Below are 20415 nucleotides of genomic sequence, written 5' to 3'. Positions count from 1 at the left end.
ATTAAATCATAGTTTTATATAAACAATATTAGGGCAACTTTAATATTTGCAAATAGATTTGATAACTGTGGGTTAGTTGCACCATTGTTGTTTACAAGGTACACCATCGTGGTTACCATCCATTTTGGTATTAGGACAGTAGTTTGTAAAATAGGTGGCTTCTGCACAGGATGTCATTTGTGAGCAATGCGTTCTGCCATCACATGAAAAGCTTGAGACCGGTTGTGTTGATAAGACAGGAGTTGCAGTTGGCGCTGATGTTGAATTGGTACCCAAATCAACGTATGTTGGCGGTATGTCATCAATATTATCAACGTCATTAGAGGTAAGAGTAGGTTGCGTTACGATATCTGCTGCTGCATTGGTTGCAGGTTGATGTATCGTGTTTTTAGGTTGAAGGACCCTATAACCTATAAGCACGAAAATCAGACAGGTCAATATCACTAATACTTTGTTTATCACTGTGCCATACCTGCCAGCTCATAATCATTATTAATATGAAAATGGCAGTTTTTAATCGACTTAAAAACTGCCATTAGGTAAGAAATATTACGTCTATTTTTACTATCTCAAAAACAACTGATAGCCAATATTGTCATTGACCGTGGCACAGTCATAACCAATATCTAAAAGCGCGTCTTGTAACTGACGAGAATTGCCTTCAGAGGCTTGCAAGCCAACCAGTACACGACCTTCAGCGGCACCATGGTTGCGGTAATGGAATAAGGTAATATTGAAGTCATCCCCCAATTTCTCTAAGAACGTTAGCAATGCGCCTGGACGTTCTGGGAATACCACTTGTAGCAATTGCTCGTTTTCGACATGAGCATGACCACCGATCAAATGACGGATATGTGATTTGGCGATATCATCATCAGTCAGGTCGTGAGCAGTATAGCCATCGTCTGACAATTGGTTACTAATGGTTTGACGCTCTTTTTCGCCTTCTTTTAAAGCGATGCCAACGAAGATTGAAGCAGGTTCCATTGAATCTGGTGATTTTTTGCTATCAGCACGGTAGTTAAACTCTGTGATATTACGACCGTGTAGACTGCGACAGAAGTTCAAGAAAGCGCCTGTTTGCTCGGGGATAGTAACCCCAAAGATGGCTTCTTTTTTCTCACCAATTTCAGTACGCTCAGCGATATAACGTAGGCGGTCAAAATTCATATTGGCACCGCAGATGATACCAACGCAGTTTTTGTCTTGGATATTGTTGGCTTCGATATATTTTTTCATACCAGCGACTGACAACGCACCAGCAGGCTCAACGATGCTACGATTCTCCTCAAAGATATCTTTAACAGCCGCACACACTTCATCATTGGTACAAGTGATCACTTCAGGCTCAACGATAGGACCTGAGTTATCGCTTTTTTGCGTACGGACGACGTCAAAAGGTAATTCACCAATCTGCGCGACTGCCACGCCATCGACGAACAGTCCGACTTGCTCAAGTTTGACACGTTCACCTGTTTCAAGCGCTGCTTTTAGACAAGCTGACTGCTCGGCTTCTACCGCAATCACTTTAACATGTGGTGCAACTTCGCCTAAGAATGCGGCCACACCAGAGATTAGGCCACCACCACCAACGGCAACGAATACATAGTCCATGTTGCGCCACTGCTGGGTCAGCTCAAGACCGATGGTACCTTGTCCTGCGATAACCAGCTCATCGTCATAAGGTGGTATAAAGGTAAGTCCCTCGCGTTCAGCACGATCAATCGCATAGCGGTTTGCTTGATCAAAGCTATCACCGTGCAGATCTACATTACCACCAAGTGCTCTTACCGCATCCACTTTGATATCAGGAGTCGTGGTTGGCATGACGATGATGTTGTTTAATGATAATTTGCGTGCAGAGTACGCCACGCCTTGTGCATGATTACCTGCTGAAGCGCAAATGACGCCACGCGCTTTTTGCTCATCGCTCAATTGACTGATACGGTTATAGGCACCGCGCAATTTAAATGATTTGACCGGTTGTAAGTCTTCACGCTTAAATCTAATGTCATTGGCAAAACGTTGGGTCAGCTTGGGCGCCGTTTCAAGTGGTGTTTGAATAGCAACGTCATAGACGGTGGCTTGTAAGATGGCTCGTACCCAGTGTGACAGCATAGTATTCCCTAAACAGAATGAATATAAAAAGTGTAAATGAATATAAAAACGAAATAGATTAGCCTATGCCGATTTTTAGTATCTTGCAAGACTCAATTGCAGTTTTCTTGGGATTTCGTGCTTGAATTTACATGAAGTGCAGGTATTTGCATACATTAAGTCTTAGGTAGGCACGATAGGACTCACAAATTAGCGTCATGATGCGCTAACATCCGTTAATATCATCGGTTATAATAGCTGCGCATTTTACCTCTTTTAGCCTTTTACTTTTTTTAAGACCATACGTTTATTTTCCAAGGATTTATGATGAGTGATCAGCAAGCACAAAAGCAAGCCGCGGCCAAAGCTGCTCTAAGCTATATCGAAGACGATATGATACTTGGGGTGGGGACAGGTAGTACGGTCAACTGTTTGATTGAGTTGTTGCCACAATTGAAGCTTGCTGGCGCGGTTGCTAGCTCACAGGTGACAGAAGACAAACTTCGTGCGCTTGGTATCGAAATAGTCGATTTGAACTTTGCTGGCACGTTAGATGTTTATATCGATGGTGCGGATGAAGTCAATGAGCACTTGCAACTTATCAAAGGCGGCGGCGGTGCATTGACTCGCGAAAAGATTGTGGCAGCCGCTTCAAACAAGTTCGTCTGTATGGTCGATGATAGTAAAAGCGTTGATATATTAGGTCGCGTGTTTCCAGTACCGATTGAAGTATTGCCACAAGCACGCTCTTATGTGGCTCGCCAATTGGCCAAATTGGGCGGTGAGCCAGTATATCGTGAAGACTTTGTCACTGACTATGGTAATGTCATTCTAGACACCTATGACTTGGATGTGAGCAATCCAATCGCGCTAGAAAAAGAGCTGAACAATATCGTGGGTGTGGTCTGTAATGGTATCTTCGCTGCCAACCAAGCAGACGTTCTGCTAAAAGCAGGTGCTAATGGCGTGACAACAACGCTCACGCGTTAATTTATATCCATACGCTTGCTAAAAATTGAATAATAAAAAAGGCAGACTAATATATAGTCTGCCTTTTTTTGTCTTGCTTTACAAGTAACTTACTTTGCTTAGTTATGAGGGCGTGTAAGTGATTAAGACAACTTTATTTTGTCTTTAAGTAAAAACTCCATTAATGCTTTTTGTGCATGTAAGCGGTTTTCAGCTTCATCCCACACAACAGAGCGCGGATCATTTAGCATATCATGGGAGATTTCTTCGCCGCGATGGGCTGGCAAGCAATGCATAAACACCACTTCAGGATCAGCCTTGTCTAATAGAGACGGCGTCACTTGATAAGGCGCAAAGCGACGTGCACGCGTGTTTTGCTCGGATTCTTGACCCATACTTGCCCACACATCAGTGACAATTAGATTAGAATCTTTTGCCGCATCTTGTACGTTTTCTACCAGACTTACGCAGTGTGAGAAGCGTTCCATAAGTTTAGGATCAGGCTCGAACCCATAAGGCGCTGCCACGCGTAATTCAAAACCAAACTGATTTGCAGCTTGCATAAATGAGGAGCACATATTGTTGCCATCACCGACCCACGTGACGATCTTATTTTCGATACTACCGCGATGCTCGTAATAGGTTTGCATATCAGCGAGCAATTGGCATGGATGATAGTCATCGGTCAACGCATTGATAATCGGTACACTGGAATATTCAGCAAAGGTTTCAACTTTTTCATGACCAAAGGTACGAATCATAATGATATCTACCATGCTGGAAATCACGCGTGCTGAGTCTTCTAGTGGCTCGCCGCGACCGAGCTGCGTATCGTTGGGTGATAAAAATATAGCGTTACCACCAAATTGACCCATGCCCGTCTCAAATGAGATACGGGTACGCGTTGAAGATTTTTCAAATATCATGCCAAGCGTACGACCAACAAAAGGCTGATATATCTCGCCTGCATGTTGCATCTTACGCAGTTCGCTTGCGCGTTTGATTAAGTTTTCTAGTTCTTGTTTGGTTAAATCAGATAAGGTTAAAAAATGGCGCAAACTCATAGTAATCCTAGCAGTCGATCGCAGTCAGTGAAACGTCATCAGTCTTCAATAGCATCGCGTCAGTGCGTTACTGGGTTGACAACAAACTTTTAGTATAGCGTATTTACTTTCAATGTAAACGTTGATTTTTATCAAGATCAAATGGCTTGCCAAATAGACTGAAATCACATTAGCAAGCCAAGATACCTTGTACGCTAATGACTGTACCGCTAATGATTATGCCTGTGTACGGTTTGGACGTATGCTAAGGCGACATAACAGCTCATAGCTAATCGTCCCAGCATGACCTGCGACTTCATCGACACGCGGCGCATCGCCCCATAGCATGACCTTGCTATCTATAGCAAGACTCTCAGGTGCGCTACTGATATCAATAACAATCATATCCATAGCCACGCGCCCAATCACTGGGCAGCGGTAGCTTTGGCTGTCGTTAGCATCCATGACAGTGACATACGCATCATCCGTGACCACACGTGGGTAGCCATCGCCATATCCAACGCTGACCAAAGCAGTTCTGGTCTTTTGCTGCGCACGCCAGCGGCTACCATAGCCGATCGCATCATTGGCGCTAACGGTTTGTAGAGCAATGATTTGAGCAGTAAACTCCATTGCAGGCTGCAAGTCTAATTCTTGTGCGCTTTTATCAACAACAGGTGAGCTACCGTATAAAATAATACCTGGACGTACCCAATCATAATGGTGTTCTGGGAAGTTGACGATACCAGCAGAGTTGCATAATGAGCCTTGGATATTTGGGCTAATGGTGTCTTTCAAAGTCACTAGTACGCTTGAGAAACGCTCAATCTGCATCGCATTTAATGGATGATCGTGGTCGTCAGCATTGGCAAAATGCGTGGCTAGGATCAGCTGATAACCTGCTTCATGCAAACGCTTAGCTGCTGATAGCACACCCTCAGCGTTAAAACCCAAACGGTTCATACCCGTATTGTATTTGAGCCAAGCTACTCTAGTTGCACTGCCAGCTGGCGGGACATTTTGCAGGGCCCATTCTAGCTGTGGTCCGTGGTGAATCACGCAGCTAATCTCATGATCAATCGCTTGTTGCCATTCATCAGCGGTAAACGCACCTTCTACTAGACCGATGGTTTTCTCCCAACCTAACTGTCTGGCTTCTAGCGCTTCAGTCAACGTAGCGACCCCAATACCATCTGCTTGCTGCAGAGCTGGCAAGACTGCCGCCACGCCATGCCCGTAAGCATTGGATTTGACCATAGCTAATACTTTAGATTGGGGTGCTCGTTGTTTCACTTGATTAAGATTATGGGTAAGGGCTTTTGGTTTTATAGTAATTGTGCGCATAATCGCCTTCTATATGAGTAGAATTATGAAGTTATAAAGCCAGTACTGCATCGATTGAGTTGATGCGGTACTGGCTATTGTATTAAAACTGGTTATGTAAAATTATTCATTAACCTATAATTGAAACTGAGTCTATATAAGGCTTAGTCTTTGTTAGGGTTAAATTTTATAAGGTTAGTTACTCATCATTCTCAAAACTCACGCCTTGATAGTACTCTGGCGTTAGATTGATAAAGCGGGTAAATTGACCTTCAAAGCCTAGACGAATGGTGCCGATAGGGCCGTTACGCTGTTTACCAATAATGATTTCCGCCACGCCTTTATGGTCTGAGTTTTCATTATAAACCTCATCACGATAGATGAACATAATCAAATCGGCATCCTGCTCAATCGCACCAGACTCACGTAGATCTGACATGATAGGGCGTTTATTTGGACGGTTTTCTAGACTACGGTTAAGCTGTGATAACGCAATCACTGGACATTCAAGCTCACGTGCGAGCGCCTTTAGACTACGAGAAATCTCGGAAATCTCGCCAACACGGTTACCATCTAGACTTGGCACTTTCATCAGCTGAAGATAATCGACTACGATAGCACCCAAGCGACCGTCATGATTTTTGGCGATACGGCGGCAGCGAGAACGCATCTCAGACGGCGGTAGGGCAGTACTATCATCAATATATAAATGTTTTGATTGCAAATGTTGAATGGCGTTCATCATCTTTGCCCATTCATCTTCATTCATTTGCCCAGAACGCAGGTGCGTCTGGTTAATCGCGCCCCATGAGGACAGCAAACGCATGACGATTGATTCAGCGGGCATCTCCATCGAAAACACCACGACGGGCAAATCTTCATTAAACAAAATCCCTTCTGCCAAGTTCATCGCAAAAGTGGTTTTACCCATCGAAGGACGCGCAGCGACAATAATCAAGTCACCCGCTTGTAGGCCTTGGGTTTTGTTATTCAATTCAGCAAATGGTGTCTGCAAACCAATCATGCCGTCGGGATTAGATTTTAGCTCTTGAATCTTATCGATAACATTGGTCAAGACAGAGGTAATACCAACAGGTCCGCGCTGTTCCGCGCGTTTGTTATGCTGCTCATTGATACTAAATATTTTGCCTTCGACATTGTCTAGAATGTCGCTAACGCTTTGGTCTTTTGGATTATAGGCTAATGTCAACATGTCATTACCAGTGGTAATTAACTGGCGTAGGGTTGATAGCTCACGCACACGTTGGGCGTAGGCAGTCAGGTTAAATAAGGTCGCAGGACTTTGGCTCAAAATATCGGCCAAATAACTGTCACCACCTGCGCCTTTTAGTAGCTTTTGCGCTTCTAACCAGTCGTGTACCATGACCGTATCATAAGGCTCATTCACTGCCGCCAAATGAGCAATGGCATCAAAAATGTATTGATGTCGCCCAGCATAAAAGTCATCTTTGGTGACAATATCGGCAATCTTGTCGTACGCCTCTTCGATACTCATCAAAGACGCGAGCAATGCCTTTTCAATATCAATATTGTGCGGCGGTGTCTGATTGAGTAAGTCGTCGGTTTTGTCGTTTTCTGCCATGAGTGCCTAATGAGTTAAAATGGGTATGAAAAAAGATGTCGATGATAGGGCAATACAAACATAGCGCGCCTCTACGATAGAAGTACCAAAACGCGGTTTCAGGTTTGTCTGTAAATGCTACAATCAGATGCGAAAGTTTAACACATAATGTGGTTTTTTAGACCTGATAAAGAACTAAATCTGAAGTGATTGTTTTTCATGAACTAAGAAATACCATACAATATCTAAGTATAAAAATTTAAAACACGAATTATAAATATAATTAAATCAGTAATTTGAACGACATAAGGCTATTGTTATGACAGAAGAAAAACGACCTCTATTAATCACTACAGGTGAGCCTGCGGGTATTGGCATGGACGTAGTACTAGAACTAGCAGCAGAGGGTAAATTGCAAGATTTTGCTCGGCCAATTTGGGTGACTGCTGATGCTAAAGCCATGCAAACTCGCGCAGAGGAGTTGGTCGCAGCTGGCGTGCTCAGAAGCATACCTAGCTGGCATACTATCAATACAGATATAAATGCCGATAATTTTGATGTTAACTTGGTAGAGCAGATATCACAGCAAGATATAGACGCTGATAGTGCTTTTATCCTACTGAATATTCCTTGTGCCGCACCCGTTGTCTGCGGGCAAATCAATATCGCTAACTCAGCAATGGTGGCTCAGCAGTTAGATATTGCTCATAAAATGGCAATAAATAATACAGTCGCTGCCATCGTCACTGGGCCATTGCAAAAATCAGCGTTGATAGATGCTGGTATCAAGCTGTTAGACGGGACGATGTTTAGTGGTCATACTGAGTTTTTTATGCAGCAAAGCGATCGTAAAAAAGTTGTCATGATGCTTGCCAATCAAGCGATGAAAGTAGCGCTTGTCACTACGCATTTGCCGTTGAAGGACATCTCTGCTGCGATTACTACGGATAACGTACGCCAAACGGTACAAATTGTCATCGATGATATGCGAGAAAAGTTTGGTCTCGCGCAGCCTCGCATCTTGGTTTGCGGCCTCAATCCACATGCAGGCGAGGGCGGGCATTTGGGGAGCGAGGAGATTGAGATTATCAATCCCGTGTTGCAAGAATTCATCCATGCAGGCGTCAATATATCAGAGGCGATGCCAGCGGATACGTTATTTACCACCAGACATTTAGCAAACTGTGATGCGGTCATTGCCATGTATCACGACCAAGGTTTACCAGTATTAAAATCGCACGGTTTTGGCGATACGGTCAATCTAACCTTGGGCTTGCCTTATATTCGTACCTCTGTCGATCATGGTACGGCGCTAGATTTGGCAGGAAGCGGCGGTGCGAGTGCGACTAGCTTATACCAAGCACTAAATATGGCCAATGAGATGGCTGATAAATCACTTATCGATGTACCTGCTTTATAAGTCAGTGCTTATAGATATTTATCACGCAGTATTTGGCAACGTTAGAATTAGCAATGTCTATCTAAAAAGGCAACCACCTAAGACGATTTAGTAAAGTTTATATCGTGCATGAGGAACAGCATCTGTCTTAAACACAGGCTCGAAAGCCTAGGATCAGGACCCTAAGCTTGTCTGGTTACGGATACCGATTGGTTGATCAGATCCATGGATCCGAACGAAGTTAAGAACGCGACGCTGGACGCATCGGACCCAACACCGATGCGGGCCATTGTGTCGGCACCTGCCATGCCAGTGGGATCAATGAGGTGCCAGCTCCCTTCAAGATAGACCTCGGCCACGGCATGAAAGTCTTGTGGTGTCACATCGGGCGCATAAACGCTCACAAACCTAGCTGGTATCGACGACGCGCGCGCTAGTGTTACGAGAACATGCGCAAAGTCGCGGCATACGCCCTGACGTTGAGCAAAGCTGTCGAGCGCGGTAGTTTGTGCATGGCTCGATCCAGGTACGTAGCTAAATGCCGACTCGATCCAGTCGCGCATCGCGGCAATCCGTGCGCCGCCAGCGAGATTGCCAAACTCGGCGTCCACGAAGGCATGGAACTGTTCTGATGGGCAATAGTGAGACGGCATTAAATGCCTGATTGTCTCTCCGGGCAAAAGATGCAGGGGCGTTTGGGATAGTGCCGATATGTCTAAGGCAGGACGGTCAACGGCAATTTCTGCGAGATAAGTGCAGCTAAAATCCCCTTCAGCGTGAATCCAAATTCGCTCTCCTATGCCATCATCGGCGGTAACCCGTGAAAAATGCGCAACGTCTGATGTCCAAATCTCGGCTGACCGTACCCGTTGATCCGCAAGATCGGCGGCTTCGATCTGAAGCAAGAGATCCATTGGCTCTGAGAGTCGATAATGGAGGGTGACGTTAAGTTTCAGGATCATATGTAAATTCCTTAAGGGTATTTATCTGGCGGGCTGACGATCGCGTAGGGCTGAACCGCCTCGACTATATCAGAGACTGGCTTACTAGAGTCAGACAGCAATGCCTGACAGGATTAAATTATCATAATACTGCTTTTCAGAATTGAAAGGTGAGACATAACCAATTGTGTTATGCAGTCGGGCTTTATTAAACCAGAGAAGTGTTAAAAATCGATTAATTATCGATTTAGTTTTACGCCGCGATTGTTATGATGACTTTATCTTTGGACTTGTTTCTGTCTGCTAGCGCTTGGTTTGACGCTGCCATTTAGCATAATCAGAGTTTATATTAAATGGATGTAGAGGTAAAAAGTTACCGGGTCGGTTACTCGAAAGCATGGCTCGTCTATCGATAATAATTATTCAAAAACACAGCCTAATTATGAGCTGTGGTATAATTTGTCATTATAAAGTCAGCGTATCGCTGCCATTACATTATCATCGCCCATTTATCTTTTATACATTAAGACTCTTTTATGTCCAAAACTTCATTTGATGCTCAAACTATTTCTAACAGCTTACGTGCTGCCAAACATCAGCCGCGTAAGCGCTTTGGCCAAAACTTCTTGCATGATACTAGCGTCATTCGCGAAATCGTCGAAAGTATTCGTCTAGAGCGCGATGACAATTTGATCGAGATTGGGCCTGGTATGGGCGCATTGACCGAGCCGTTATTGGCAGAAGTGGATGCAATGACCGTGGTGGAGCTGGATCGCGATTTGGCAGATAGCTTGCGTATTCGTATCGGTGCCAATAGCCACCCAAACTTTGAGATTATCAAAGACAACGCGATGCATGTGGACTACCGTGAGCTATATAGTGAAGATCGCGGTAAGCTACGTGTAGTAGGTAACCTACCGTACAACATCTCAACGCCTATCTTATTTCATCTGCTTAGCTATGCCGATGTGATTCAAGATATGCATTTCATGTTGCAAAAAGAAGTGGTTGAGCGTATCACGGCCGATGTGGGTAGCAAGACTTATGGCCGCTTATCGGTCATCATGCAGTACCACTGTGATACAGATTATTTGCTAACCGTTCCTCGCGGTGCGTTTAATCCACCACCCAAGGTGACCAGTGCTGTCTTCCGCCTGACACCGCATATCAACAAACCAGTAGTCGCAAATGATGAAGAGCACTTTGCTATTGTCGTACGTGAGACCTTTAACCATCGTCGCAAGACGTTACGTGCTATCTTCAAAAAATCAACGTTGCTGCCGACATTGAGCGAAGACGATTTTGCGGCTTGTGGTATCGATCCACAGGCACGACCTGAGACATTAAGCGTCACAGATTTTGTGAACCTAAGCAATCATTCACAGCAGCTAGACGTATAATGTATTTCTGATACATAAAAGCATGCTACTAACCGTCAATTATAATGGCGGTTTTTTATGCTTTATTTTTGTGATTGGTGCTTAGGTATTTATTTCTTATCGAGCTAGCTGTCTTTAACTATCGTGTTTAAATCATTGAGGTGTTATGAGTTTTCGCCATCAGTATGTTATCGGTGACTTACAAGGTTGCTATGCTGCGTATCTACAATTGCTAAAAACACTGGATTTCGATCCTATCCAAGACAAGTTATGGTTTGCTGGTGATTTGGTAGCACGCGGCGAGGACTCATTGAACACGCTGCGCCATGTCAAAGCGTTGTGTGAGCAAGGCGCTGCGGCAACGGTATTGGGCAATCATGATCTTAATTTGATAGCAGTCTGGCGCGGTGCAGCCAAGCTTAAAAATAAAGACAAAACCGCACCTATCTTTGCTGCGGATGACTGTGATGAGTTGCTCGAATGGTTACGCAGGCAGCCGATATTAGCCTATCCTGATGAGCACACGGTGCTAGTACATGCAGGGATTCCACCGCATTGGAGTATTGAAGCCGCTGCAGGATACGCACAGCAATTAGAAGCTCAGCTGCAAAGTAATTTGAATCAGCTCGATCAATTGCTGCCGAATCTATATAGCAAAGAAGCGGATGAATGGCATGCAGGTATCGAAGGATTTACCAAGATGCGTGCAATTGCTAATTACTTTACGCGTATGCGCTTGTGTAAGCAGGACGGGTCACTTGAGTTTAGCTTTTCAGCAGGTTTAGATGAGGCTATGCCAACCGATTTTTTGCCTTGGTTTGAGTGGCAAGTACCGCGCACTCGTAAGATACTATTTGGACATTGGGCTGCGCTAAAAGGCGAAATTGATTTGCCACATGCGCGCGCACTCGACGGTGGCTGCGTGTGGGGTAATTATCTATTGGCTTATCGATTGGGTGACGGCAAGGTTTTTACTTCAAGCGCACAGTGCCCGAGTCCATAAAGAGGGTTATAAGCGTCTTAATATATAAGGCTAAATAAACAGTCTGTTATAAGTAGTTCCATTATACCAGTCTGTTTTAAGTAGTCTGTTAATAGACTTAAAGGGTGAAATAACTGGTTTCGTTGGGGTATACTCAAAAAATAAATCCTTTAAACGATAAATCATCTATTAACAGTCTGGCTGTTCAAAAACTTGATTTTAAATCCATAGGCCTAGTTGTATGGCGTTTTGCCATATATTTGCCCAGTAAGGGTAAGCAAAACATTGGTAATTGAAAAGCACCCAGTAACGGTAGAAACACCGCACCCATAAAGGGTACAGTTATGGTGTAAGAAAGTAATACATTGCGTCCGCCACATACCAGCGCCGCGACAATAGCATTCTCATAGCCAAAACGCCGATATATTATATAAGCGGTAAAATAAAACACCAATGCCAATACCGAACTTAGCACTAGTAATAACAACGCTTGCCAGGGATTATGGTCAAACGTAGTACGAAATCCTGCCATCAGTCCCAGTGGAAACAACATCAGCAGTAAAATATTAAACTGCCCAATTTTGGGATAATAACGTGACAAAATAGCAGGTGGAACAAACCGACGCACTCCCACAGCTAGCACCATTGGCATGAAAATATAAACTAACAAGCGTTTGACATAAAGACCAACGTCTAAATTCGAACTTTCATCGCCTAATAGCCATAATACGCCTAATAATGTACAGGGCATAACGAGCGTAGCAGCGATAGTTTTTGCCGTCGCCAGTTGTGCATCAAATCCCACCGCATTGACCAACGCACCACTACCGAATAATGGGGCAGTGGCACCAAGACCTGCAATCGCCAATAGCCAATCGCCACGTACACCGAGTGCATAAGCAATTACTATTAAAGCTAGACTCATGCCCCCGCTTTGTAACAAGGCAAAAACCCATACATAGCTTGTCGCTATACGCTTTAAAAGTGCATATTGGTCAATGCCTAGTAAAGTAAAAAACATCAAGAAGAACAATATTTGGGGTAAATATACCAATACTGCATTGGATAAGTTTGGAAAAACAAAGCCCATAATTGCACAAACTGGCATAATTAATGTGCTATGGCGCGCAATAAAACTAAGCAGCATGGCCTTTCCTAATAAAAAATGTTTTTTTGATACATATGCTGAACCACGCTGGGATTGTTTGATATCCAACAATCTTAGAGAGTATTAAAATTCCGAGGTGTCTCATATACCTACCACATTGATGCCTGTATAGCGCATCGATCACAGATAGAATATGTATGGTAAGTACACCATAAAGTACACTGTGACTATCTCAGTAATTCAAAACCTCGATATCATTAGCCTACAGTCAAAGATTCAAGTCCTCACTAGGGTACCGAACCAGTGAAAGCACCTGATTGGTTCGCTGTAGGTACATCTTAATATGATAATACCTTTAAAGTATTTAGTTTAGCTGGTTCATATCCTTGTCTATCAGAGTAGAGTGGTCAATTTTAAATATTGGATACACATCAATAATAGTAAGTCTTTTAGCGTATAAATCCTGATAATTCAGATATTCTATAATGATCTGATTTTCATATATCATGACCCTCATCGCTCCTTCTTCATATATCTTAAATATTACTGCTTCATCTTGATATACATAAGCAGATATTGAGTTCTGCATATCACTGATAGAAAAAACCATTTTTTTATTTTGTGTATCAATGAATGTGGATTCTAGCAAACCATCCTTATCTATATGACTCTCGCATCCAAACATCTCCATAAAATCTACATCTTTAGGATAAAAGAACGACATTTTCTTTCCTATGAGCAAAGTCTGTGGTCAACTAATTCCGTACAATTTAGGATGATAGCCGAAAGAATGCTAATTATATAGCCAATACTTCGCTACCTGTATGACAAACAGAACATATTCCCATAACGAGTGTTATGACAAATAAAGCTCTAAACCGGCTTCACAATCCCTTCTAACAAACTCGCAAAACCCTGCATATAAGCAATGTCTTGACTAGAAGTACGCGTCGCCGCATACAACTGACAATGTACGCCATCACCTAACGGACGGGAGACCACCCAGCCTTTTCTCTCGTATTCAGCAACCACCCAATCAGGCAATGCTGCTACGCCGCGTTCACTAGCAACCAACTGAATTAGCATCGCGGTCAGCTCTGTCGTACGAACACTCTCAAAGCTTACTTGTGCTGGCGTCATAAAGTTAGCAATGATATCGAGGCGTTTGGCTTCTACGGGATAGGCAATCAATGTCTCATTAATCAAATCATCTGGTTCAATAAATTTTTGAGCAGCTAAATCATGCGTTGGTGAAAGTACCAAACGACTCTCATATTCAAACAATGGCTGATAGCTGATACCGTCGAGCGGTAAATCACTGGTAGTGATAAGCAGATCAATATCACCTTCCATGAGTAGATGATGCGGCTCAGGCTCAAACCCTGTGGCAAAGTCTAGCTCGACATCCGACCATTCACGGCGATAGTGGTTCAGTATTGGCATGAGCCAATCAAAGCAGCTGTGGCACTCTGATGCTAGGCGTAATCTACCTGCTTGACCGTGTGCTAAGCGTTTAAGGTTTGATTTAGTGCGAGTAACTTGCGGTAGGATATTGTCTGCCAATGCCAATACTGCTTTACCAGCTGGCGTAAAACTAAGCGGGCGCGTCCGACGATTGACTAAGCTGATGTCGTAATAGTTCTCAAGCTCTTTTAATTGATGCGAAACGGCCGAGGCAGTAACGTGTAGCTCATCCGCCGCTGCTGCAAGTGAACCATGCGCTCGTAGCGCGGTTAATGTATTAAGATGACGTAGCTCAAGCATAATATGACCTAACCGCTAAGGTGAGAAAAATTCATTATAGTCAATATAGCGCTGACTTTCACTCATAGTCCGTTATTAGAGTAGTTAATAAGCAATTAGTCAGCAATCAATATCTAGCGCTTGCGTAACAATAACTGTGAGATAACGACCAATACTAGTGAAGCAACCAGCAATAACGTACCAATGGCGTTGACTTCTGGCTTGAGTCCTACGCGCACCATAGAATAAATGCGTAGCGGTAAAATCTCATAGCTAGGTCCTGTGACAAAGGTCGAAACCACTACATCATCTAGCGACAAGGTAAAGGCCAGTAACCAACCCGCCATGACTGCTGGCAAGATAACTGGGATCAATACGGTGCGCACCATGGTTGATTCGTTAGCACCCAAGTCGCGTGCCGCTTCCATTAAACGCTCATCTAAGCTACTCAATCGTGCAAAGACGGTAATCACAACAAAGGGTAGGCAAAAAGTAATGTGCGCCAATAGCAGCGAGACGAAGCCCAATTGCAAACCAATCAGTAAGAACAATGCTAGTAATGAGATAGCGAGTACAATCTCAGGCGACATCATCAGGACAAACAGTAGCCCATTTAGTAAGCCTTTACCGCGAAAATTATAACGATGTAACGCCAACGCTGTAAGCGTGCCTATCAAAGTCGAGACAGTGGCCGCCACCAATCCCAAGACAATAGAGTGCCAAAATGCATCGAGCATTGCTTGGTTGTTAAACAGTGACTCATACCACTTTAAGCTAAAGCCGCCCCAGTTATAACCGATTTTTGATTTGTTAAAGGACATCACCACCAAGACAATGATGGGCAGGTACAACAAGGTATAAATCAGTCCGAGATAGCCTTTAGCAGCGATACTACCAATCTTGAGCGGACGAGTTTTGTTGTTCGGTGAGCTATAAGACATTAGGCCACCTCGTTAAAGTCAGTCTTGCCAATGCGGCGGCTACTGGCACGGTAGGCAAGTAATAATACCGCCATTGCCAGTGTCAATAAAACGCTGGCTGCCGCGCCAAAGGGCCAGTCACGCGCATCCAGAAATTGGTTTTTAATAATATTACCGACCAATAAATTACGAGAACCACCCAAGATATCTGCTACATAAAACATGCCCATTGCAGGCAATAGGACTAGCAGTACACCAGAAATAATCCCAGGTGTTGTTAATGGCAGTACCACATGCCAAAAGGTCTGTGTTTTAGTTGCACCCAAATCCTGCGAGGCCAATAGCATGTCATTGCGTAAGTCAGTAAATACTGCATATAGCGGCAGTACCATAAACGGGAATAACAAGTAAGTTAGTCCTGCGATCACCGCACCTTGGGTATATAAAATATCGATTGGCGTATCGATTACACCGATGGCTAATAGCAATTTATTAATCAAACCATTATTGGCAAATAGTAATTTGAGCGCATATGTCCGTACCAAAGAGTTGGTCCAAAATGGCAGTATCAGTAACATCATAAGCAGCGGCTGCCAACGTATTTTTGCTTTGGAGATCAGCCATGCAAAAGGGTAGCCAAGCAGCAGACAGATAACAGTTGTGATACCTGCCATCCATAATGAGTGGACAAATACCTCAAAATACAACGGATCAATCATCCGTACATAGCTGTCGATGCTGACAGGTAAGCTGATAAACGCACTGCTATCACGAGTCAAAAAACTGACAGCGATGACCAAGATATTTGGCAACAGCGCAAATATCAGTAGCCAACCCCAGATTAACCAAAGCGTGGCGGTACGAAATGGACTTTTACTGCTTAAGTGGTTGCGGGCCATCAGCTACCATCCTTTTGTACAGTCGTGTCTGGCACAGCTTCAGAGTCTTCTGGCAATACCCATTCCCAGCCATCTACCCATGAGACTTTGACGCCCTCGTTTAGTTTGTAATCAAAGCTCGGGTCATCCTCATCAAAAAACTCAGAGGCTTTAATGATATGACCATTTGCCAGTTCGATAATCGAGTCTAAGGTGCTGCCTTTATAGTTACTCTCGATGACACGGCCTAACAGTCCACTATGCTCGTTATCTTTTGGATCGTAGATACGCAGATCTTCAGGACGCAGCAATAAATTAACGATATCGCCTACTTGCACGTCATTGGCAAAATTGGGACGACGTAAGTTGCGTAATGTGGTTGGCCCTTCTTGTGCTTGCGATTCACAGACTTCGACCTCGATACGTCCGTTGGTCACTTTACCATCGCGATCTGGCTGGTCTGGATGGACATCTTTGACCTCAGCTCTAAACAAATTGGTCTCGCCGATGAATTTGGCAGTAAACAAATTGGCAGGGGTTTCATAAATCTCGATAGGCGTACCGATTTGCTGGAACGTGCCATCTTTCATTACGGCAATACGGTCTGACATCGACAGCGCTTCTTCTTGGTCATGGGTCACGAAGACAAAGGTTATGCCCAGCTCACGTTGCAGACGCTTCAGCTCGGACTGCATTTGCAGGCGCAGTTTATGATCGAGTGCGGATAACGGTTCATCAAGCAATAGCAGTTTAGGGCGGTTAATCACCGCGCGTGCAATGGCAACTCGCTGCTGCTGACCACCAGACAAATCTTGCGGCTTGCGGTTGGCCAAATGCTCTAGCTGTACCATCGCTAGCATCTCGCTAACACGTCTTTGGATTTCATCTTTTGGTACTTTTTTTAGCTTTAGGCCATAAGCCACGTTTTGGGCGACGCTCATATGAGGGAACAATGCATATTGCTGAAATACGGTATTGACCGGACGTTTATCAGCGGATAAGCCTGCCATCTGTACACCATCCAAATATATCGCTCCAGCATTAGGCTGCTCAAAGCCTGCAATCAAGCGTAGTAATGTCGTCTTACCACAGCCTGATGGGCCAAGCAGCGTCAAAAACTCACCATGTTTGATATCAAGGTTGATGTCTTTTAGGACTTCGGTTTGATCATAGGTTTTTTTTAGACCAGTCAGTTGCAGCAGCACCTGATCATCATGAGGTAACGCAGAGGTGTTATGCGTATTTTGAGATAAATCGGTCATAATATCTGTTCCTGAGCGTCCAATATCGGTATATAGCTGCCAAGGTGACTGGCTGTCATTATAGGGATTGGCATGAGCGTAAGCATGTTCGGATTGCTGCCTGAGTGCTGCGTATTATAACAAACCCTTGATATAATTCAGTGCAAGTTCGTTATAAGTTACGCGAGTCATACTGTCGTAGCAGCGATATATACAGCTGTATTTTTAGATGTGACTACATTTACCTAGCGATATTTAGACAAATTTTTTTACCGTTTTTTGGTTTTTATTCCTATACAATCACGTTATGGCTGACAAACATGATTAGCCTGATAGTTTGGCGATAATTAGTCAATCTGTGCTTGAATACATATATGCAAAACAGCTTATAACTCTAATATTATTGATGATAAAGGATCTCTCATGCTTACCGATATACGTCCAACCACAGGTCAAGAAGCGCTTGAGCTTTTAAAAGCAGGTAATGCACGCTACGTTGATAGCCTCACCAGTACCGATGAGTATATGCAGCGCCGTCCAGAGTTGGTCAAGGATCAAAATCCATTGGCCATTATTTTGGGTTGTTCAGATGCACGAGTACCAGTTGAGATTGTTTTTGATCAAGGCTTGGGAGATTTGTTTGTAATACGAGTGGCGGGTAACGTCGTTGCACCATCACAGATTGGTTCAATCGAGTTTGCAGCTGAAGCCTTTGGCACGCAATTGGTAGTGGTACTTGGACACTCAAAATGTGGTGCTGTCACGGCTTGTGTTGAGACATTGATTAACCCTGAGCAGAATTATTCACCTAACTTGCAATCTATCGTTGATCGTATTCGCCCAAGCGTTTATAACTTGCACGAACTGGCAACTGCCAATGGTCAAGACGTCGATGCAGACGAGCTGGTCGACCGCTCTATCCGCGCTAACGTACGTATGTCAGTCAGTCAGCTAAAGCATGGCTCACGTGCATTAGAGGACTTAACCAATAGTGGTCAGCTATTGGTAGTCGGCGCTGAATATGATCTAGAGACCGGAAAGGTACGATTCTTAGACAGCTAATATATCTAAATATGAACATACTTTGTTCATATCCTTACAAAACCCTATCAATTATTTTGCCAATTTTTATTATGATGAGAGACAGCAGTGAATCATGACAGTCGTGATTCGCTTATTTATAACACTCTTTTTTGAATAACCTTAGGATAACTATGTCTACTAACGATAATAATTCGACCATCGCACAGCCTGCTAGCAGTGTTAGCACGAATGGCGTTCAGCCAATCTCATCAAAGACGACCGGTTTTACTTTTAACCACACCATGCTGCGTGTCAAAGACCCTGTTAAATCGCTAGAGTTTTACACTGGTGTCTTGGGTATGACCTTGCTTGCCGTTAAGAAGTTCCCTGACATGGGATTCGATTTATATTTCTTGGCTAAATTGACCGAAAGCGAGCGCGAAAACCTGCCAACTGGCGATGATCTAGAAATTTTCGCTTTCCGTCAGCGTGGTATTTTAGAGTTGACGCACAACTACGGTACCGAGACAAAAGCTGACTTTAGCTATCATGATGGCAATCAAGATCCGCAAGGTTTTGGTCATATTTGTTTTAGCGTCCCAAGTTTGGATGAAGCGGTTGCTTGGTTCGATAAAAACAACGTCGAATTCAAAAAACGTCCAGAAGATGGCAGCATGAAAAACATTGCTTTTATCAAAGATGTAGACGGCTACTGGATCGAAATTGTTCAGGCCGATTTGATGTCATAACTGGTAAAGAAGCTGTGAGATGTTCATTTATTTATCCCCTTAAACACGCGCTAAGACAGTAATAGGAGCAACCCTTTATGCCCACCCCCGACGTGAGTCGCATATCGAACACGCTAACCGATGGTGTGACCATCTATCAACAAGTGGTCTATACCACGCAAGACTTGGCAAGTGGCTTTATTGAGCGCATTCCATATTTTGTGGCGGCGCTCATTGTGTTGGGGGTTTTTTGGCTATTGTCGATTATTTTCAAAAAAGTCGTGCATAAAACCTTAGGCGCGCGCGTGCGTCATCAAAACTTGGTGAAGGTGTTTCAGCGGATAGGCGGGGCACTTATTCTGTTTATTGGCTTTATGATCGCCATGGTTGTTGCTATTCCAGGATTTACACCAGCTAAGCTAATCGGCGCACTAGGTATTGGTTCTGTGGCTATCGGTTTTGCTTTTAAGGATATCTTCCAAAACTTGCTTTCTGGTATCTTGCTACTAATTTCAGAGCCGTTTCGTATCGGTGATCAAATCGTTTCAGGCGACTATGAAGGAACGGTCGAAGATATTAAAATCCGCGCAACTACCATCAAGACTTATGATGGTCGGCAAGTGGTGATTCCAAACTCAGATCTTTATACTTCAGCATTGACCGTCAATACCGCTTACAAGCAGCGTCGTTTGCAAGTCGCAGTTGGTATCGGTTATGAAGATGATATTGAAGCTGCCAAAGCTGAGATTATCAAGGCGTTAGATAAGATAGAGAGCGTCTCGAAGAAAGCAACACCAAGCGTGATTGCTACTGGTTTCGGCGGTTCGTCCATTGATCTAATGGTACGCTGGTTCATCGAAGATGGTACGCAAGCCAATAAGGTTGCCTCGATTCATCAAGTAATTGTAGGTATCAAAAACTCGTTGGATGCAGCGGGCGTAAACATTCCATTCCCAATACGTACGATCGATTTGAGTGATCCTTCAGTGAGTGCAATCGTTAATAAAATGAACGAGCAGCAAGACATTGTGGATGTGAATAAAACAGTGGCAGAGTAGG

Annotated in this window: 20 protein-coding genes; 8 read left to right on the top strand and 12 right to left on the bottom strand. The window is 43.9% G+C overall.

What is annotated here, in order from left to right; translation table 11 throughout:
* Positions 1-72 precede the first annotated feature (72 nt).
* A complete protein-coding gene (locus CXF61_RS07095; protein ID WP_165597698.1) occupies positions 73-177 on the bottom strand; it encodes an excalibur calcium-binding domain-containing protein in 105 nt (34 codons plus the stop codon).
* Here CXF61_RS07095 and CXF61_RS14045 point away from each other — a divergent pair.
* A complete protein-coding gene (locus CXF61_RS14045) occupies positions 155-376 on the top strand; it encodes a hypothetical protein (protein WP_193834199.1) in 222 nt (73 codons plus the stop codon). The genes CXF61_RS07095 and CXF61_RS14045 overlap by 23 nt on opposite strands.
* A 188-nt stretch (positions 377-564) precedes the next feature.
* On the opposite strand, the gene ilvA is transcribed toward CXF61_RS14045, so the two are convergent.
* Positions 565-2118 carry a threonine ammonia-lyase, biosynthetic gene (gene ilvA / locus CXF61_RS07090; protein ID WP_101205019.1) on the bottom strand — a complete coding sequence of 518 codons (1554 nt, stop codon included), beginning with the start codon at positions 2116-2118 and terminating at the stop codon, positions 565-567.
* Positions 2119-2424: 306 nt separating this feature from the next.
* Here ilvA and rpiA point away from each other — a divergent pair, with 306 nt between their 5' ends.
* Positions 2425-3087 carry a ribose-5-phosphate isomerase RpiA gene (gene rpiA / locus CXF61_RS07085; protein ID WP_165597695.1) on the top strand — a complete coding sequence of 221 codons (663 nt, stop codon included), beginning with the start codon at positions 2425-2427 and terminating at the stop codon, positions 3085-3087.
* 122 nt (positions 3088-3209) lie between these two features.
* Here the strand turns inward: rpiA and argF are convergent, their stop codons facing one another.
* The 3 genes from argF to dnaB form a co-directional block, all read right to left on the bottom strand.
* A complete protein-coding gene (gene argF / locus CXF61_RS07080; RefSeq protein WP_165597694.1) occupies positions 3210-4130 on the bottom strand; it encodes an ornithine carbamoyltransferase in 921 nt (306 codons plus the stop codon).
* A 216-nt stretch (positions 4131-4346) separates the two neighbouring features.
* Positions 4347-5453, bottom strand: a complete 1107-nt coding sequence (alr, locus tag CXF61_RS07075) for an alanine racemase (protein WP_165597693.1) — start codon at positions 5451-5453, stop codon at positions 4347-4349.
* A gap of 178 nt (positions 5454-5631) precedes the next feature.
* On the bottom strand, positions 5632-7035 hold the full coding sequence (gene dnaB, locus CXF61_RS07070) for a replicative DNA helicase (RefSeq protein WP_057760393.1): 1404 nt from the start codon (positions 7033-7035) through the stop codon (positions 5632-5634).
* 298 nt (positions 7036-7333) lie between these two features.
* On the opposite strand from dnaB, the gene pdxA reads away from it, so the two are divergent.
* A complete protein-coding gene (pdxA, locus tag CXF61_RS07065) occupies positions 7334-8434 on the top strand; it encodes a 4-hydroxythreonine-4-phosphate dehydrogenase PdxA (protein ID WP_165597692.1) in 1101 nt (366 codons plus the stop codon).
* Positions 8435-8595: 161 nt separating this feature from the next.
* Here pdxA and CXF61_RS07060 read toward each other — a convergent pair whose 3' ends face one another.
* Entirely contained in the window at positions 8596-9375 is a 780-nt protein-coding gene (locus CXF61_RS07060) for a transglutaminase-like domain-containing protein (protein ID WP_165597691.1), read from the bottom strand.
* A gap of 515 nt (positions 9376-9890) precedes the next feature.
* Between CXF61_RS07060 and rsmA the strand changes: the two genes are divergently transcribed.
* Together rsmA and CXF61_RS07050 are read left to right on the top strand one after the other, a co-directional pair.
* A complete protein-coding gene (rsmA, locus tag CXF61_RS07055) occupies positions 9891-10754 on the top strand; it encodes a 16S rRNA (adenine(1518)-N(6)/adenine(1519)-N(6))-dimethyltransferase RsmA (protein WP_165597690.1) in 864 nt (287 codons plus the stop codon).
* A gap of 145 nt (positions 10755-10899) precedes the next feature.
* Positions 10900-11736 carry a symmetrical bis(5'-nucleosyl)-tetraphosphatase gene (locus CXF61_RS07050; RefSeq protein WP_165597689.1) on the top strand — a complete coding sequence of 279 codons (837 nt, stop codon included), beginning with the start codon at positions 10900-10902 and terminating at the stop codon, positions 11734-11736.
* A 184-nt stretch (positions 11737-11920) separates the two neighbouring features.
* Here the strand turns inward: CXF61_RS07050 and CXF61_RS07045 are convergent, their stop codons facing one another.
* From CXF61_RS07045 to potA, 6 genes are all read right to left on the bottom strand, one after another.
* The gene (locus tag CXF61_RS07045) at positions 11921-12859 is read right to left on the bottom strand and encodes a lantibiotic ABC transporter permease (RefSeq protein WP_102093031.1); all 939 of its coding nucleotides are present in this window, start codon (positions 12857-12859) and stop codon (positions 11921-11923) included.
* A gap of 328 nt (positions 12860-13187) precedes the next feature.
* On the bottom strand, positions 13188-13547 hold the full coding sequence (locus tag CXF61_RS07040) for a hypothetical protein (RefSeq protein ID WP_165597688.1): 360 nt from the start codon (positions 13545-13547) through the stop codon (positions 13188-13190).
* A gap of 149 nt (positions 13548-13696) precedes the next feature.
* On the bottom strand, positions 13697-14587 hold the full coding sequence (locus CXF61_RS07035; protein ID WP_101205486.1) for a LysR family transcriptional regulator: 891 nt from the start codon (positions 14585-14587) through the stop codon (positions 13697-13699).
* Positions 14588-14700: 113 nt separating this feature from the next.
* Positions 14701-15507 (bottom strand): spermidine/putrescine ABC transporter permease PotC, encoded by an 807-nt coding sequence (gene potC / locus CXF61_RS07030; protein WP_165597687.1) that lies wholly within the window; start codon positions 15505-15507, stop codon positions 14701-14703.
* Positions 15507-16385, bottom strand: a complete 879-nt coding sequence (potB, locus tag CXF61_RS07025) for a spermidine/putrescine ABC transporter permease PotB (protein WP_165597686.1) — start codon at positions 16383-16385, stop codon at positions 15507-15509. Before potB ends, potC begins: the two co-directional genes overlap by 1 nt.
* The gene (potA, locus tag CXF61_RS07020; RefSeq protein WP_165597685.1) at positions 16385-17626 is read right to left on the bottom strand and encodes a spermidine/putrescine ABC transporter ATP-binding protein PotA; all 1242 of its coding nucleotides are present in this window, start codon (positions 17624-17626) and stop codon (positions 16385-16387) included. The genes potB and potA overlap by 1 nt, the downstream gene beginning before the upstream one ends.
* 402 nt (positions 17627-18028) lie before the next feature.
* Here potA and CXF61_RS07015 point away from each other — a divergent pair, with 402 nt between their 5' ends.
* The 3 genes from CXF61_RS07015 to CXF61_RS07005 all read left to right on the top strand — a co-directional run bounded on the left by CXF61_RS07015 (position 18029) and on the right by CXF61_RS07005 (position 20414).
* Positions 18029-18667: a carbonic anhydrase gene (locus CXF61_RS07015; RefSeq protein ID WP_165597684.1), complete on the top strand. Its 639-nt coding sequence runs from the start codon at positions 18029-18031 to the stop codon at positions 18665-18667.
* A 152-nt stretch (positions 18668-18819) separates the two neighbouring features.
* Entirely contained in the window at positions 18820-19377 is a 558-nt protein-coding gene (gloA, locus tag CXF61_RS07010; RefSeq protein ID WP_165597683.1) for a lactoylglutathione lyase, read from the top strand.
* A gap of 77 nt (positions 19378-19454) precedes the next feature.
* Positions 19455-20414, top strand: coding sequence for a mechanosensitive ion channel family protein (locus tag CXF61_RS07005; RefSeq protein WP_165597682.1), 960 nt, complete (start codon positions 19455-19457; stop codon positions 20412-20414).
* Position 20415: the final 1 nt, after the last annotated feature.

The organism is Psychrobacter sp. 4Dc, assembly GCF_002836715.1.
Classification (GTDB): domain Bacteria; phylum Pseudomonadota; class Gammaproteobacteria; order Pseudomonadales; family Moraxellaceae; genus Psychrobacter.
This window is presented reverse-complemented; position numbering and strand designations above follow the sequence as displayed.